This is a genomic window from Streptomyces monomycini (genome assembly GCF_022271435.1).
GTDB lineage: Bacteria > Actinomycetota > Actinomycetes > Streptomycetales > Streptomycetaceae > Streptomyces > Streptomyces monomycini.
Genome location: NZ_JAFIQY010000015.1, coordinates 58969 through 72529 on the forward strand (window position 1 = coordinate 58969; position 13561 = coordinate 72529).

13 protein-coding genes are annotated in these 13561 nt (G+C 72.4%); 6 read left to right on the forward strand and 7 right to left on the reverse strand.

What is annotated here, in order from left to right; translation table 11 throughout:
* The first annotated feature begins 27 nt into the window (after window positions 1–27).
* Window positions 28–855 (forward strand): AraC family transcriptional regulator, encoded by an 828-nt coding sequence (locus tag JXZ78_RS18820; protein WP_238783214.1) that lies wholly within the window; start codon window positions 28–30, stop codon window positions 853–855.
* Here the strand turns inward: JXZ78_RS18820 and JXZ78_RS18825 are convergent.
* Window positions 791–2188, reverse strand: a complete 1398-nt coding sequence (locus tag JXZ78_RS18825; RefSeq protein ID WP_030024147.1) for a GntT/GntP/DsdX family permease — start codon at window positions 2186–2188, stop codon at window positions 791–793. The two genes, JXZ78_RS18820 and JXZ78_RS18825, sit on opposite strands and share 65 nt — an antisense overlap.
* Before the next feature lie 124 nt (window positions 2189–2312).
* A complete protein-coding gene (locus JXZ78_RS18830; RefSeq protein WP_030024146.1) occupies window positions 2313–2840 on the reverse strand; it encodes a gluconokinase in 528 nt (175 codons plus the stop codon).
* Between the two features lie 135 nt (window positions 2841–2975).
* Here JXZ78_RS18830 and JXZ78_RS18835 point away from each other — a divergent pair, with 135 nt between their 5' ends.
* The gene (locus tag JXZ78_RS18835; RefSeq protein ID WP_030024145.1) at window positions 2976–3683 is read left to right on the forward strand and encodes a FadR/GntR family transcriptional regulator; all 708 of its coding nucleotides are present in this window, start codon (window positions 2976–2978) and stop codon (window positions 3681–3683) included.
* Window positions 3684–3712: 29 nt separating this feature from the next.
* Here JXZ78_RS18835 and JXZ78_RS18840 read toward each other — a convergent pair whose 3' ends face one another.
* The gene (locus JXZ78_RS18840; RefSeq protein ID WP_050502966.1) at window positions 3713–5440 is read right to left on the reverse strand and encodes an alpha-keto acid decarboxylase family protein; all 1728 of its coding nucleotides are present in this window, start codon (window positions 5438–5440) and stop codon (window positions 3713–3715) included.
* Window positions 5441–5533: 93 nt separating this feature from the next.
* Here JXZ78_RS18840 and JXZ78_RS18845 point away from each other — a divergent pair, with 93 nt between their 5' ends.
* Window positions 5534–6025: a MarR family winged helix-turn-helix transcriptional regulator gene (locus tag JXZ78_RS18845; RefSeq protein ID WP_050502965.1), complete on the forward strand. Its 492-nt coding sequence runs from the start codon at window positions 5534–5536 to the stop codon at window positions 6023–6025.
* A 26-nt stretch (window positions 6026–6051) separates the two neighbouring features.
* Here the strand turns inward: JXZ78_RS18845 and JXZ78_RS18850 are convergent, their stop codons facing one another.
* On the reverse strand, window positions 6052–6261 hold the full coding sequence (locus JXZ78_RS18850; RefSeq protein ID WP_030024141.1) for a hypothetical protein: 210 nt from the start codon (window positions 6259–6261) through the stop codon (window positions 6052–6054).
* Between the two features lie 257 nt (window positions 6262–6518).
* Between JXZ78_RS18850 and JXZ78_RS18855 the strand changes: the two genes are divergently transcribed.
* Entirely contained in the window at window positions 6519–7397 is an 879-nt protein-coding gene (locus tag JXZ78_RS18855) for a L,D-transpeptidase family protein (protein WP_030024140.1), read from the forward strand.
* A gap of 289 nt (window positions 7398–7686) precedes the next feature.
* On the opposite strand, the gene JXZ78_RS18860 is transcribed toward JXZ78_RS18855, so the two are convergent.
* From JXZ78_RS18860 to JXZ78_RS18870, 3 genes are all read right to left on the reverse strand, one after another.
* Window positions 7687–8814 (reverse strand): hypothetical protein, encoded by a 1128-nt coding sequence (locus tag JXZ78_RS18860; RefSeq protein ID WP_050502964.1) that lies wholly within the window; start codon window positions 8812–8814, stop codon window positions 7687–7689.
* Window positions 8814–9518, reverse strand: coding sequence for an RNA polymerase sigma factor (locus JXZ78_RS18865; protein WP_030024138.1), 705 nt, complete (start codon window positions 9516–9518; stop codon window positions 8814–8816). Before JXZ78_RS18865 ends, JXZ78_RS18860 begins: the two co-directional genes overlap by 1 nt.
* Before the next feature lie 820 nt (window positions 9519–10338).
* A complete protein-coding gene (locus JXZ78_RS18870) occupies window positions 10339–11967 on the reverse strand; it encodes a beta-N-acetylhexosaminidase (RefSeq protein WP_030024136.1) in 1629 nt (542 codons plus the stop codon).
* 284 nt (window positions 11968–12251) lie between these two features.
* Here JXZ78_RS18870 and JXZ78_RS18875 point away from each other — a divergent pair, with 284 nt between their 5' ends.
* Together JXZ78_RS18875 and sdhC are read left to right on the forward strand one after the other, a co-directional pair.
* On the forward strand, window positions 12252–12854 hold the full coding sequence (locus tag JXZ78_RS18875) for a 2-oxo-4-hydroxy-4-carboxy-5-ureidoimidazoline decarboxylase (protein ID WP_238783215.1): 603 nt from the start codon (window positions 12252–12254) through the stop codon (window positions 12852–12854).
* Between the two features lie 319 nt (window positions 12855–13173).
* Complete coding sequence (sdhC, locus tag JXZ78_RS18880) at window positions 13174–13554, forward strand: succinate dehydrogenase, cytochrome b556 subunit (protein WP_030024133.1); 381 nt, start codon at window positions 13174–13176, stop codon at window positions 13552–13554.
* Window positions 13555–13561: the final 7 nt, after the last annotated feature.

Below are 13561 nucleotides of genomic sequence, written 5' to 3' on the forward strand. Positions count from 1 at the left end.
GGCGGACTTCCCATAAGCTGCCACGTCATGCCGGTTTTCCGCCATCACCCGCCGCACGTCACGACCATCACCCGTTTCCTGCCGCAGGGTGCGGAGGTGACGGCCCACCACCACGACGTCCACCAGATCGTCTACGCGGGGCGGGGTGTGCTCACCGTGACCACGGACGCCGGGAGCTGGGTCACCCCGGCCACCCGGGCGATCTGGATCCCGGCCGGGACGGTGCACGAGCACCGGGCGCACGGGGACACCGACCTGCACACCGTCGGCGTACCGCCGGACGCCGACCCGCTGGGGCTGGACCGGCCCGCCGTCCTGGCGGTCGGTCCGCTGCTGCGCGAGCTGATCATCGCGTACAGCGGTACGGGCAGCCGCCGTACGCAGGAGGCGCGGCGCCTGCTGGCCGTACTCCTCGACCAGCTGCGCCACACCCCGCTCCAGGCCCTGCACCTGCCCAGGGCCCGCGACCCGCGGCTGGCGGCGGTCTGCGCGGCGCTCCGCGCGGACCCGGCCGATCAGCGCCCGCTGGCCGCGCTCGGCGCGGCGGCCGGGGCGAGCGAGCGGACCCTGGCCCGCCTCTTCCGCGCCGAACTGGGCATGACCTTCCCCCAGTGGCGTACGCAGCTGCGCCTGCACCACGCGCTGGTGCTGCTGACGCAGGACGGCCCGGCGCTGTCCGTGACCGCGATCGCGCACCGCTGCGGCTGGGCCTCGGCCAGCGCCTTCATCGATGCCTTCCGCGGGTCGTTCGGACACACGCCGGGCGCCCACCGGGCTCTCATGGGCCCGGCTACAACACCAGCGACAGCAGCAGCACGCACACGATCCCGACGACGGAGATCAGCGTCTCCATGAGCGACCAGGTCTTGAGCGTCTGGCCGACGTTCATGCCGAAGTACTCCTTCACCATCCAGAAGCCCGCGTCGTTGACGTGGCTGAAGAACAGCGAACCGGCGCCGACGGCGAGGACGAGCAGGGCGGTGTGGGTGGTGGACATGTCCGCGGTGAGCGGCGCCACCAGGCCCGCGGCGGAGATGGTGGCCACCGTCGCGGAGCCGGTCGCGAGCCGGATCGCGACCGCGATCAGCCAGGCCAGCAGCAGCGTGGAGATGTTCCAGTCCTTGGACAGCTCCAGGATCATCTGGCCGACGCCCGCGTCCACCAGGGTCTGCTTGAAGCCGCCGCCCGCGCCCACGATCAGCAGGACGCCGGCGATCGGGGCCAGGGACTTCTCGACGGTGGTGGCGATCCGGCCCTTGGTGAACCCGGCCGACCGGCCCAGCGTGAACATGCCGACGACGACGGCGGTGAGCAGCGCGATCAGCGGGGAGCCGACCACGTCGAAGACCCGCTGGACCGTCGTGCCCTTGTCGTCCACGACGACGTCCACCAGGGCCTTGGCCAGCATCATCACGACGGGCAGCAGCACGGTCGCGACGGTGATCCCGAAGCCGGGACGCTTGTCCAGCTCGCCGGAGGCCCTCTCCGGAACCATGTTCTCCGGCGGGCGGATGTCCACCCAGCGGGCGGCGTAACGGGAGAACAGCGGACCGGCGACGATCGCGGTGGGGATGGCGACGACGACGCCGAGCGCCAGGGTGACACCCAGGTTGGCGTCGAGCGCGGCGATGGCGGCCAGCGGGCCGGGGTGCGGCGGGATCAGGCCGTGCATGACGGACAGGCCGGCCAGCGCCGGGATGCCGATGCGCATCAGGGAGAAGTTGCCGCGCTTGACGACCAGCAGCACCACGGGGATCAGCAGCACGATGCCGACCTCGAAGAAGATCGGCAGGCCGACGATGCCGGCGATCAGCACCATCGCCCAGGGCATCACGCGCCCGCTCGCCTTCGCCAGGATCGTGTCGACGATCTGGTCGGCGCCCCCGGAGTCGGCGAGCAGTTTGCCGAGGATCGCGCCCAGCGCGATCAGGATGCCGGTGCCCGCGACCGTACTGCCCAGGCCCGACGAGAAGCTGGTGATGGCCTTGTCCAGCGGCGCGCCCGCCACCGCGCCCAGCACCAGCGAGCCGATGATCAGGGACAGGAAGGCGTGCAGCTTGAACTTGGTGATGAGCAGGACGATGACGGCGATGCCCGCGAGGACGGCGATGCCGAGCTGCGCGTGACCGGCCGAGGTGATCGGCTCGGTCGCGTCCGCTGCCAGCATCTCGACGCTGAGATGTGTCACGGCTGTTCCCTAGGGGGTGCAGTTTGCTGGTTGTGGTGCTCCCGGCGCGGTGGCACGGGGGCGTACGGGACGGTGTCCCCGCGCGGCGGCGGGGCGGCGGCCCGTGGTCAGGCGGGCCCCGTGGTCAGGCGGGGGCGGACCGACCGGTCCCGTAGCGGCGCAGCGCCTCGACGGCCCGCCCGGCGATCTCCTGCGGAGTGCCGGACACGTCCACGGCGACGCCCGCCTCGTCCGCGCCGAGCGGCTCCAGGGTGGCGAACTGGGAGTCCAGCAGCGCGGTGGGCATGAAGTGGCCCTTGCGCTCGGCCATCCGGGACTCGATCAGCGAACGGTCGCCGGTCAGGTGCAGGAAGACGACGCCGGGCGCGGCGGCCCGCAGCCGGTCGCGGTAGGCGCGCTTGAGGGCCGAGCTGCTGACGACACCGCCCTGACCTGCGCGGCCGTGGGCCCAGGCGCCGATGGCGTCGAGCCAGGGCCACCGGTCGGCGTCCTGGAGCGGGGTACCGGCGGACATCTTGGCGATGTTGGCCGGGGGATGGAAGTCGTCGCCCTCGGCGTAGGGGACATCAAGGTCGGCGGCCACCAGCGGCCCGATCGTCGTCTTGCCGGTGCCGGCCACGCCCATCACGACGATGACGTGGGGGGTGCTCATCCCGTGTACCTCGCTGTCCTCTTTGACCTCGGTTTGTCGTCCTACTGAAACCCATGGGATACGACGTATTCAAGCCTCTGTGACGTAAAAGTCATACTTAAAAATGCGCCTCCCCCAGGAACGTAGGCTGACCCCATGGAGAACGAGGGGGCGGGGCAGGGGCTGCACGCGCGGGTACTGGAGTCCCTGGGCCCCGCCATCACCGCGGGCGAGTACCCGCCGGGCACGATCTTGCGCACCGACGAGCTGGAGCAGCGCTTCGACGTGTCCCGCACGGTCATCCGCGAGGCGATACGGGTCCTGGAATCCATGCACCTGGTCGCCTCGCGCCGCCGGGTCGGCGTGACCGTGCGCCCCGCCGAGGAGTGGAACGTCTACGACCCCCGCGTCATCGGCTGGCGGCTGGCCGGCCCGGACCGCCCCCGGCAGCTCCGTTCCCTGACCGTGCTGCGCTCCGCCGTCGAACCGGCCGCCGCGGGCCTGGCCGCCCGGCACGCCACCCCCACGCAGTGCGCCGAGCTGACCGAGCACGCCATGGGCATGGTCGCCACCTCGCGCGGCCAGCAGCTCGACGCGTACCTGGTGCACGACACGGCCTTCCACCGCATCGTGCTGACCGCCTCCGGCAACGAGATGTTCGCCCGGCTCGGCGACGTGGTGGCCGCCGTTCTCACCGGCCGCACCCACCACCACGTCATGTTCACCGACCCCGACCCGGCCGCCGTGACCCTGCACGTCCAGGTCGCCGAGGCGGTACGGATCGGCGACGCGGAACGCGCCGAGGCACTGACCCGCGAGATCACCGTGGGCGCGATGGCGGAACTGGATGTCCTGGCGCCGTAGGCGCGCCCCAGCCGGGGCGGCACCGCCCCTCAGTCTCCGTAGGCGTTCTGCTCGGCGAACCGCTGCGCCAGGGCCGTCAGCAGCTGCGGCGCGTCCTCGCGCGGCAGGACCGCCTCGATCAGCACCAGTTCGTCCGGCGTACGAGCGGCCAGCGCGAGCGCGTCCGCCAGCTCGGCCGGGGTCTCGACCCGCACCGCGACCGTGCCGGGGCCCGCGCCGAAGGCGGCGGGCAGGGCGGTGTAGTCCCAGGCGGCGATGTCGTTGTACGGGGCGGTGGCGCCGTGGATGGCACGCTCGACCGTGTAGCCGTCGTTGTTGACGACGATGACCACCGGGGCCGCGCCGTACCGCGTCATGGTGCCCAGCTCCTGCGCGGTGAGCTGGAGGGAACCGTCCCCGATCACCAGCACCGAGCGCCGGTCCGGCGCGGCCAGCTCGGTACCGAGGGTGGCCGGCAGGGTGTATCCGATCGATCCCCACAACGGCTGACCGACGAACCGCCCGTCCGCGGGCAGCGGCACCTCCTGAGCACCGTAGAACGCGGTGCCCTGCTCAGCGACGAGCACACTCCCCGCCGGCAGGAACTCCCCCACCGCACCCCAGAGCTGACGCTGCGTCAGCCCAGCACGGAGCCCCTCTCCCGTCTCTTCCTCCTCCACCTCCGGGTACGCGAAGAGCTCTCCATACCCCTCGGGCGCCGGCAGCCCCGAGTCCCGCAGCAGTCCGGCCAGTCCACCGACGGCCTCCGCCATGTCCACCCCCTCGAACACCCCACGGCCCGCCGCGGCGCGCCCGGGACGCAGCTCGATGGTCCGCTCCGGGGTGAAGTGATGGCTGAAGCCGCCGGTCACACTGTCCGAGACCGGTGCGCCGACCAGGATCAGACAGTCCGCGTCCTCGACGGCCGCCCGGACCCGCTTGTCGCTGATCTCCCCGGTGTAGGCGCCGACGAACCCGGGCGCGGTCTCGTCCAGCACCCCCTTCCCGCTGGAGAACACGGCGGACCGGACCGGGGCGGCGGCGAGCAGGTCACCGAGCGGCCCGCGCAGCCCGAACCGCTCGGCCTCGTGCCCGGCCAGCACGGTGACACTGCGCGCCCCGTCCAGCATCCGCGCGCAGCCCGCGAGGAAGTCCCGCACCAGCCCCGGATCAGCCGGCGCGTCCGGCACGATCAACGGCCCGGAAGACGCGGGCACCTGAGCCAGTACGACATCCGTGGGCAGATTCAGATGGACCGGCTTGCGCTCGCGCCACATGGCACGCAGCACGCGGTCGATCTCCGCCGGAGCGTTCGTCGCGGTCAGGTCGGCGCGGGCCACCGTCACCTCGGCGAACATCCGGCCGAAGCGCCCGTACTCGCCGTCCATCAGGGTGTGGTGCACGGGGCGGCCGGCCGCGGCGACCTCGGTGGCGGGCATCCCGGTGACGGCGACGACCGGCACACTTTCGGCGTAAGCGCCGGCCACACCATTGACGGCCGACAGTTCACCGACACCGAAGGTCGTGACGAGGGCGGCGGCGCCGCGCAGCCGGGCGTAGCCGTCGGCGGCATAGGCGGCGTCGAGCTCGTTGCAGGTACCGACCCAGGTGAGGCCGGGAAAGGCGGTCACCCGGTCGAGGAAGCCGAGGTTGTAGTCACCGGGGACGCCGAAGAGGTGTTCGACGTCCAGCTCGCGCAGGCGGCGGAGCAGATAGTCGGCGACGGTGATACGCGAGGCCGCGGCCTGCGGTCCGATGTCCGAGGGGGTGTCCGACATGGCGGTAACCGGCTTTCTTCACGCTTGAACGGTTTAGGTCAAGGTTGTTGACCCAAGTCGCGAGCGTACGGAACCCCGGGATAAAATGTCAACATGCTTGACCCTTGTCGCCCGGACGCCTTCGACCGCGATTTCACCCTGTTCTACTTCGCCTACCGCGCCTTCACCGGAGCGGCCGACACGGCCCTGACCGAACAGGGCATGGGCCGCGCCCACCACCGCATCCTGACGTTCCTCGCGTACTCCCCCGGCATGAGCGTCGGCGAACTGTGCCAGGCGCTCCAGCTGACCAAGCAGGCCATCAACGGGCCGCTGCGCAAACTCGGCGACGAGCAACTGGTGCGGATGACACCGGGCGAACGGGACCGCCGCCGCAAGGAACTCCACCTCACCGAACGCGGCGCGGACCTCGAACGCAAGCTCCACGAACGTCAGCGCGCCCTGTTCGCCGCCGCACTGGAGGAAGCCGGCCCGGAGGCGGCGGAAGGCTGGCGCCGCATCCTGGCACCCCTGGCAGGCCGCGACTGGGAAGCCTTCACCAGGTCGGTGGAAGCCCGCCGAGCGGAGGGCAAGCCGCAGCCTTGACCTCTCAGAACATCAGCCTCGACCTCTCAGAACAACGGCTGCTGCCCCGGGAACGGCGGCTCCTCCGGGTCGAACAGACGCTCCGCCGGAGCCATCATGGGCGCGATGCGGCGGGAGCCGGGGCACGAGACGAGTTCCAGCACGGTGCGGCGGCCCGGCGGGTCGTGCCGGGCGAAGCGGCCGCCGACGACGGCGATCTCTCGGGTGCATACGGGGCACGGGCGACGCGGTGACATTTCCTCATTGTCCCCCGGAGCCCCGGGCACCCCTGCGCACGGCCCCGCCGAAGCGGTACCGGACCCGTCGAGACAGCACCCGCCCCGCCCAAACGCCCAGGGGGCGCACGCCACAGCACACCTTCACACCCTCGCGCCCCCGCACCCCTTCACCCCTGCGCGCGTCCAGGTTCGGTTCTCCACGGGCCTGGGAATCTAGGAGGGGCCGGTGTCGCCGCGGGGGTGACGCCGTGACACGGACGCGGAAGGGACACGGCGTGCGCAAGGGACGTGCGGTGGCCGCGGGGCTGCTGGTGCTGGCCGTGACGACCGGCTGCAAGACCATCACGATCACCCCGAACGGCGGACTCTCACCGACGACGGTCCCCTCGCCGTCCATGCCGGGACAGGCGGACGTGCTGCCCGCGCAGTCGGCGGACCAAGAGCCCCCGAGACGCGCCCGCGCCACCAAAGCCCCCCGCCGTACGGCGAAGCCGGTGCTCGCGAAGGGTTCCCGCGGCCCCCGGGTACGGGAACTTCAGGCCCGTCTGGCCCAGTTGTCACTCTTCCGCCGTAAGCCCACCGGCTTCTACGGCCGGCAGACCGCAGCCTCCGTGACGGCGTTCCAGCGTCAGCGGGGCCTACCGCGCACGGGCACCCTGGACCGCGCCACCTGGCACGCCCTGCACTCCCGCACACGCCCGCCGACCCGCGCGGAGACCCACCCCCACACCAGGAAGACCGCCAAGAAACCCGCCGGGCGGCCGGCCAGGAAACCCGCTCCCCGCCGCGATCCCCGCTGTATGACAGGCCGCGTCCTGTGCATCAGCAAGCGGAGCAACACGCTCACCTGGATGGTGAACGGCAAGGCCCGCTCGACGATGGACGTCCGTTTCGGCGCGCAGTACACACCGACCCGGGAAGGCACGTTCCGCATCTCGTTCAAGAGCCGGAGCCACGTCTCGTCGATCTACCACACCCCCATGCCGTACGCGATGTTCTTCAGCGGCGGCCAGGCCGTCCACTACTCCGCCGACTTCGCCACCCACGGCTACCAGGGCGCCTCCCACGGCTGCGTGAACGTCCGCAACAAATCAAAAATCGCAGACCTGTTCCGTCAGGTAACCCCAGGCGACAAAGTGGTCATTTACAAATAGCCCCCCGGGAGACCCGCACCCAAAACCCCACCCCCACCCCCGCAGTAACCCCAACCATCAATTGAGCAACCCCCACAAACAGCAACCAGGTCCGCGAAAGCGGCGCCGGTTTAGGCGCAAAAAGGAGCGGCGCCGGTTTAGGCGCAAAAAGGGGCGCGGGCAGGGCCGGGGGAACGAGCCCCGCCCGCGCCGGATGCGGCGAACCGTTGGTACGGGGGGAACCCCGGCTCGCGCGCGAGCCGATGACCAGTCGGCTTCACTACGTACTGCGCCGGGGGGCCGGAAAGTGTCACACCCGGGCGACGGGTGGTGCTCCGGGGATGCGCAGCGCGTCGGGGGCGGCGGGGGTGGTGGTGACGGTGCCGGCGGGGTCGGGGCCGGCCGGAGCCGCCCCCGGGGCGCCGGCGGACGGCGCATACCGGTGGTCGTGGTCGTCGTCCTCGTCGTCGCCCTTGCCGCCGTGGCCCTTCCCGCGCCCGTTGTGGCCGCCTTGGCCATGGCTGCCGCGGCTGTCGCCGTCGTAGCGGCCGTCGCCGTTGTGGCCGCCCTGGGCGTGGGAGAGGTACTGGCGGCAGAAGGCGTGCACCTTGTCCGGGCCGCCTGCCGCGCGTTCGAGGCGGCGCAGGGTGTCCTGGCCGAGGAGGGAGCGCCTGCCGGATTCGTACGTACGGCAGAACGCGACGCCGAGCCGGTTCTTCTCCTTGGTGTCCGGTCGGTCCTGGGGGTCGTCGGGCCGTTGGTCGCCGTCGCCGTTCCCGCTGCCGCCGGTCGCGTCCCGGCCGGGGGTGCTCCGGCCGGGGGCGGGAGACCGGCTGCCGCCGGTGCGGTCGTCCTTGCCGTCGTCGGTGACCAGGGGTTCGGGCCGGTCCGTGCCGGGGCCGGCCGGGTCCGGCATCCGGGTGGTGCCTTCGGTGGTCGTGCCGGTGTCGTCGGTGGCGGGCGGGCCGGGGGACTCGGCGGCCGAGACGCTGGTGGCGGGGGCCGGGCCGGTGCCGCTGTGGAAGGGGGTCGGCAGGACGCCCGCGCCGGCGGCCACGGCGACGCCGCCGAGCGCGCAGCCTGCCAGGGCCACCATGAAGCCGCGGCGCAGGGGGCGCCCGAAGCGGCGGCGGGTGGCCGCACCGGCACCGCCGGGAGCACGTACGGCTTCCACCGCGGCCCCGGCAGCCGTGACGTCGGCCGACGCCGCAGTCTGGGCCCGCGCCTCCCGGAAAGCAGCGACAGCGGCTTCCTCACCGGGCAGCGACGCGCCCTGGCCCGCGTCACGGCCCGTCGTCCCACGTCCCGCCGCCGCGGCGGCGTTCAGCAGGGCGGTGAGTTCCGCGGCGCCGGTGCCGGCCGGGGAACCGGCGGGTTCGCCGCGCAGCAGTCGCTCCGCGGCCTCCTCGTCGAGCCAGTCGTACCGGTCGTCGGCCATCACATGTCCTTCTGCGTTCGTGCGGCCGTTTCCGTCACACCCGGTACGTACGATTCCGCCGCGCTCGCACCCCGTTTGCCGCCCTGTGCGGGCACTCCTCCTCCGGGTCCGCCGCCGGGCCCGGCCCCGCCGTCCTCGGGTCCGGCGCCGAGCAGGTCGGCCAGGCGGCGCAGGCCCCGGTGGGCGGCGGTCCGTACGGCGCCGGGCCGTTTGCCCAGCACTCCGGCCGCGCTCTTGGCGTCCAGGCCGACCACCACGCGCAGCACGACGGCTTCGGCCTGGTCCTGCGGGAGCCGGGAGATGAGGCGGAAGGTGTGGTGGGTGCCGAGGGCTTCCATGGCCTCGTCGGCGGTGTCCGAGGTGCCTGCTTTGTCGGCCAGTTCGGTCTCGTCGCCGCCGATCGCGGGGCGGCGGCCGCGCATCCGTATGTGGTCCAGGGCCCGGTTGCGGGCTATCCGCGCGGCCCAGCCCCGGAACCGGTCGGCGTCGCCGCTGAAGCGGGACAGGTCGCGGGTGATCTGGAGCCATGCCTCGGAGGCCACGTCCTCGGCATCCGCTTCACCCACCAAGGTCCGTACATATCCGACAAGCCGGGGATGCACGGCGCGGTAGACGGTACGGAAAGCCGCCTCGTCGCCGCCCTGCGCCGCCTGTACGGCGACTGTCAGCCGACCGTCGTCCGGCTGAATGTCGTCCCCTCGCACGGGTCCATCCTGTCGCACGCGGAAAGTCCGCCGCCCGGTCCTCGCTGATTCGCCTGTCCCCGGACACCCCGAGTACCCCTGGTAACCCGTATGTCCCCGCTGACGGTAACCCGGCCGCCCGCGCCCCGGGCACCCGGGCCGCCTGCTGACCTGCCGCTCCGCTCCGACGGAGGGCGCGCACAGCCATCGCGCCGAGCCGGCGGACGGTGCGCACGGCCACCGCACCGGGCCACCGCACCGGGCCGGCACGCCGGGCCGGCGCGGACCCGCACGCTACGGCCACGGCACCACCCACGTCCAGAGCACCCGCGCACCGGAAGGCTCCCGGCGCGCGGCACCTGCCGCGCCCCGGCCCACACCCCGTGTGACGCTTTCGCGGCGGATGGCGCTGTAAAGGTCAGGGGCTCGTCACCGGGCCTCCCTGGAACGACGGCCGGGGCCTCTCCTGTGGGGGGTGGTGGCCCCGGTCGTCCCCCTCTCGCCGCGTCCGGCCCTGGCCGCTCAGCCCTGGTTGGTCAGTTTTCCGAAGTCCGCCCAGGAAAGGGCCGGATCGCGGCGGTCCCAGACCTTCTGCGTCAGCGCGTCCGAGCGCCAGCCCGACCTTGCCCGGCGGCGCGCGCCGCGTCGCCTCGTACCCCGCACGACTCGGCGCCGACGACTTCGCCGCACAGTTGAGGAGCCATGGCCAGGTCAGCACCGAGACGCAGCGCGGGCCGGCCTCGACCGGACGGGGGACGACCCCAGCCATCCCCTTTCTCCCCGTTCTTCCCGTTCTTCCCTTTCTCTCCTTCCCACCCCCCCCACGTCCGGCCCCGGCCCCTCAGACCTGATCGGCCAGCTTCTTGAATTCCGCCCAGGAAAGAGCCGGATCGCGGCGGTCCCAGACCTTCTGCGCCAGCGCGCGCAGCGGCATCCGGATTCCGTCCGCCACCTGCTGCTGCGTCTGTTGGTCCGCCAGGTCGCACCAGACCGCCAGGCGCGCGCCGAGCACCCGGTCGGGACCGGACAGGGACTGCGGTACGGCCTTGGTGCCGCGCAGTACTCCGGGGGTCCACTGGGTGTAGATGCGTTCGCCGGTCGGGTACGGCATGTTGTTGGGTTCGCCGAGCACGTAGTACAGGTACTCGTCGTTGAGGTTGACGACCTTGCGGTTCTCGCGCAGGTACTCGTCCGGTTCGCGGGCGCCGATCTCCTTGCCCGTCCAGTAGGCGACGGTGCGGCCGGCGTCCGGGGCGACGTCCGTGTCGCGGAAGTAGCCGTCGTTCCAGGCCTCGACCTGTCTGGCCCCGGCGGCGCGCACGGTCTTGTCGCGGTCGTTGAGCCAGCCGGTGGCCAGGTCCTCGATCGTGGCGTTGTCCCCGTACTTGTCGCGGGCGGCGCGGGCCAGCTGCGGGTAGTTCTCGGCCGGGGACCGGTCGGCCAGCGCGCGGTACTCGTCACCGCCCAGGTGCCAGTGCTTGCCGGGGAAGAGCGGGGCGTACTCGCGCAGCAGGTCGTCCACGATCTCGGCGGCCCCGGGCTGCGAGATGTCCATCGCGCCACGCTCGGTCCGGCCGTCGGCGGAGCGCAGCTGGAGGTCCGGGTGGGCGCGCAGGACGGCGCCGAGGTGGCCAGGCGAGTCGATCTCCGGGATGACGGTGACGTGCAGGCCGCGGGCGAGGTCGACGAGGTGGCGCACCTGGTCCTTGGTGAGGTGGTCCTCGGACACGATCTCGGGGTGCCGCTCGCTCTCGATGCGGAACGCCTGGTCGTCGGAGAAGTGCAGCTGGAGCTGGTTGAGCTTGAGACCGGCCAGGTCGCGGATGCGGTCCTCGATCCACTTCACGTCGAAGTGCTTGCGCGCGATGTCCAGCATGAAGCCGCGCTGGGCCCGGTCGGGCCGGTCCTCGACGGTGCCTTCCGGGACGCCGCCGGAGGCCCGTACGGACTGCAGGACGGTGCGGGTGGCGTTGAAGATCCCGGCGTCGGTGGGGGCGGTGAGGGTCAGGCGGGTGTCGCGCGCTTCGAGGGTGTACGCCTCCTCGGCGGTGTCGTACACGGGGGCGTTGTCCTCACGCCGGGCGGCGTCCTTGCCGCCGGACAGCCGCAGCTCGACGTCTCCGGGCTGTACGGGCTGTTTGCCCCAGACTGTCCGCAGGCCGCCCAGTTCCTGGGCGAACCGCCGGGCTTCGTCGGCGACCGGGCTCTTCTCGCCCGCGGGCACGACCACGCGGGCCTTTTCGGTGGGCCGCCAGCCACGCCCGTCGGCCGCGCCGAACTTCTGTACGGCGGGCACGGTGCGGAGCGGGCCCCGCACGGGTTCCCAGGTGGGGGTGGGCGCGGCGGAGGCGCTGCCACCGTCCCCCTTGGGCGGGGTGTCGCCGCTGTTCGAGCAGCCCGCGACGGACAGCGCCGTGAGGGCGGCCGTGACTCCTGCGGTGATGCTCGCGGCCAGTTTTCCGGTCCTCATATACGCAAAACCTCCCTTTCCGGGGCGAAGGTATTGCCAGGTGACAGACGTTTGTGTCTACTACGCGCGCGAAAGCTCTCTCATACGGGTGAAATTCGTGCATCCGTCGGACAGCGACCGACAGACGTCGTTACGGTGGCGTCCCAACCTGCTCACCCCTCCCGGAGCCCCACGGCCCCCGCGCATCCGCCGCGGCCGCACCCGCTCCGGCCGCCCGACCCGACGTTCCCGCCCTGATCCGGCGCTCTCCGCCCCGATCCGGCGCTCTCCGCCCCGAGGAGCCCATGCAGCCCAGCGATATCCCGGCCGCCCCGCCGACACCGCTGCGCACTCCCCGGCCCGCCACACCCTCCCAGAAGCTCCCGCCGCTGCCGCCACCGCCTCCCGACGGCGCCGCACCGGCCGGTACACCCGGCCTGGACCGGCTGAACGGCGCCCCGCCGGACACCGCCGAGGCGCACCTGCTGCCCTGCTGCGGCAGCCGCCGCTGGGCCCGCCGCCTGGCCGCGCACCGCCCGTACCCCGATCTGGAGGCGCTGCTGGCCGCCGCCGACGAGGCGAGTTACGACCTGACCGCCGGCGACCTGGACGAGGCGCTGGCCGGGGAGACCGTCTCGCCACAGCCGCTCGTCGGCGCGCGCGGTCCGGGCACGCTCGCCGCGCACACCGCGCTGCGCGCCGCGCACGCCGAGTACGAGCGCCAGTTCCGGCACGTCTTCGTCATCTGCCTGGACGGCTTCCGCGACACCGAACTGCTCAACGTGGTGCTCACCGCCATCCACGACCGGCTCGGCAACGAGCCCGAGGAGGAGCGCGCCGTCGCCGCGGAGGAGCTGCGCCGGATCGCCCGCGGGCGGCTCACCCGGTTCGCGGCCTCCTCGGCCTGAGCGGCCCGGTCCGTTCGACCGCCCGTCCGCCCGTCCGCCTGTCCGACCGTCCGCCCGACCATCCGACCATCCGACCGACCATCCGACCGACCGACCACCCGTCCGGCCCGCCATTACCCCGTTCCCCCGCCCGGCGTACAGGGCCGGACCGCCCTCGGCGGATAGCCCGTACGTGCCTGTTTGATCACACCTGAGGACCCCGGCGGGAGGAACCGACAGTCCGTCGCTACGATGGCCGGGGCCGGTGGACCGTACCCGGCCGGGCCAGACCGACAGAGAAGCCGGCAGGCCCCGATCCCCGCTCCCGGAGGGTTTTTCCGTGCCGGCTGGAACGCTGTACCGCGGCCGGGAAGGCATGTGGTCCTGGGTGGCTCATCGAGTCACCGGCGTCCTCATTTTCTTCTTCCTGTTCGTGCACGTCCTCGACACCGCACTCGTCCGCGTCTCTCCCGAGGCCTATGACGACGTCGTTGCCACGTACAAGACGCCACTCGTCAACGTGATGGAGTACGGCCTCGTCGCCGCCATCCTCTTCCACGCGCTCAACGGCCTCCGTGTGATCGCCGTGGACTTCTGGTCCAAGGGACCGAAGTACCAGAAGCAGCTGCTGTGGACCGTTGTCGCCGTGTGGGCCGTCCTGATGGCCGGCGCTTTCTATCCCGTGCTGCAGCACACGCTGCGCACGCTGTTCGGGAGCTGATGACGCG